Origin of the sequence: Schnuerera sp. (assembly GCF_035459645.1) — a bacterium.
Taxonomy (GTDB): Bacteria; Bacillota; Clostridia; order Tissierellales; family Tepidimicrobiaceae; genus Schnuerera.
Map to the genome: position 1 here is coordinate 1 of NZ_DATHXO010000254.1, position 2,026 is coordinate 2,026.

Consider the following 2,026-nt stretch of genomic DNA (forward strand, 5'->3'; position numbering starts at 1 on the left):
TAAATCTATCTTTTATTGTAACAGCTGCTTTTGTGGATATCTTCTGAGTTATAACTATATACTACGTGAACTACCACCACTTATAGAAGTGGATGGCTTCTTGGTCAATAGCAGTAACCTGCCAAGTTCACCCAAGCTCTAGGGGTAGTTCCTACCCCGATTGTACCAAAACTATATTGCTAGTTTCAGTAGATTTTTACTAGCATTTATATCTCTATCGTGGTGTGCTCCACATTCTGGGCAAGTCCATTCTCTAAGTGCCAAGTTCTTTACGTCTTTATTCTTGTAGCCACAATTAGAGCACAGTTGACTACTTGCATAGTTAGGTGGTGCTATGATTATTTCTCTACCATACCATTCTGCTTTATATTCTAACTGTCTTCTAAATTCATACCATGATACTTCTGATATACTCTTTGCTAGTTTGTGATTTTTTAGCATATTAGATACCTTCAGATCTTCTAAGACTATTACTTGGCTCTCATTTATAATCTTGGAAGATAATTTATGAAGATAATCTTTTCTTTGATTTACTATTTTTTCATGTTGTTTTGCTAGTTTTAGCTTTGCCTTTTCTCTGTTTTTACTTCCTTTTTTCTTTCTAGATAGATCCTTTTGTAGTTTTTTTAGCCTTTTTTCTGATTTTCTTAACCACTTTGGATTTTCAAATATTTTACCTTCTGATGTTACTGCAAAGTCTTTTATTCCTAGGTCTATTCCTATCTTTTTATCATTTTTAGGTAATGGTTTTATATCTTCTTCTACTAGTATTGATATATAATAGCTTCCTGCTCTAGTTTTTGAAATGGTACAGGATTTAATCTTCCCTTCAATTTCTCTATGCTTTATTATCTTTACCTTTGATTTTAATTTGGGTAGTTTTATATATCCATTTTCAATATATATGGTTCCATTTTGATTGTTTGTGGTATAGCTTTGTCTTGTTTTTCTACTTTTGAATTTGGGAAATCCTATGGATTTATCTCTAAAAAAGTTTTTATATGCTTTTTCTAGATTGATTTGTGCATTTGCTAGGGCTAAACTGTCTACTTCTTTTAACCAAGGGTATTCATCTTTGTATTGTGCAGGTGTGTTTTTAAGCGTTTCTCCAGTTTGTTTATAGTGTTTGATTTTATCTTCTAACATTTGATTATAGATAAATCTAGTACATCCAAAGCATTTAGCAAAATATTCTCTTTGTTCTTCATTTGGATACAATCTGAATTTATATGCTTTTTTCATATTTTCACCCTATCTTCCTTGGCTTTCTATGTATCTTTTTATTATGTCTATTGGTACTCCTCCTGTCGTTAGTAAACAAAAGCTTCTAGCCCAAAAATATTCTTTCCATAACTTCTCTTTTATCATTGGAAATTCCTTTTTTACAAGCCTACTACTTGCACTTTTGTATGCGTTAATAAATTTACTTATTTCTGTATTTGGATGTGCTTTGAATAATATATGAACATGGTCTACATCGGGATTCCACTCTAATAGTGTAATATTATATTTGCCTTGGATATTTTTGAATATTTCTTGAAGTCTTGCAGATATATTATCATCTATAACTTTTCTTCTATATTTTACAACTAGTACAAGATGATAATACATAGCAAATACTGAATGATTATTTGTATCTAATTCTCTCATATACTTGACCCCTTATCATTTAATACTGATTTTAATATATCATATGAGAATCTATTCAGAAATCACTTTTTGCAATTCATCTCCCACTTATAGAAGATGGGAGAATTCTTGCTAAAAGAAGTTAAATTCTAAATAATTCTTTAGTATTCTTATTGGTTGCTTTGGCTAATTCTTCAAAATTTATGTCTTTGATTTCTGCGATTTTTTGTGCAACATATTTTACAAACATAGGTTCATTTCTCTTTCCTCTATAGGGTTCTGGTGTTAAATATGGACAATCTGTTTCTATTAATAGTTTATCCAATGGTACTGCTTCTGCTACTTCCTTTACTACTCTAGCGTTTTTAAAGGTTACTGGCCCTCCTATGGATATATA

General features: G+C 30.6%; 3 protein-coding genes. All 3 read right to left on the reverse strand.

Annotated features, from left to right (window positions below):
• Nucleotides 1-171: 171 nt before the first annotated feature.
• On the reverse strand, nucleotides 172-1,242 hold the full coding sequence (gene tnpB / locus VK998_RS06065) for an IS200/IS605 family element RNA-guided endonuclease TnpB (protein ID WP_325226582.1): 1,071 nt from the start codon (nucleotides 1,240-1,242) through the stop codon (nucleotides 172-174).
• A 9-nt stretch (nucleotides 1,243-1,251) separates the two neighbouring features.
• Nucleotides 1,252-1,650 (reverse strand): IS200/IS605 family transposase, encoded by a 399-nt coding sequence (gene tnpA / locus VK998_RS06070; protein ID WP_325226584.1) that lies wholly within the window; start codon nucleotides 1,648-1,650, stop codon nucleotides 1,252-1,254.
• Between the two features lie 121 nt (nucleotides 1,651-1,771).
• A partial coding sequence (locus VK998_RS06075; RefSeq protein ID WP_325226586.1) for a TatD family hydrolase occupies nucleotides 1,772-2,026 on the reverse strand: 255 nt, incomplete at its 5' end.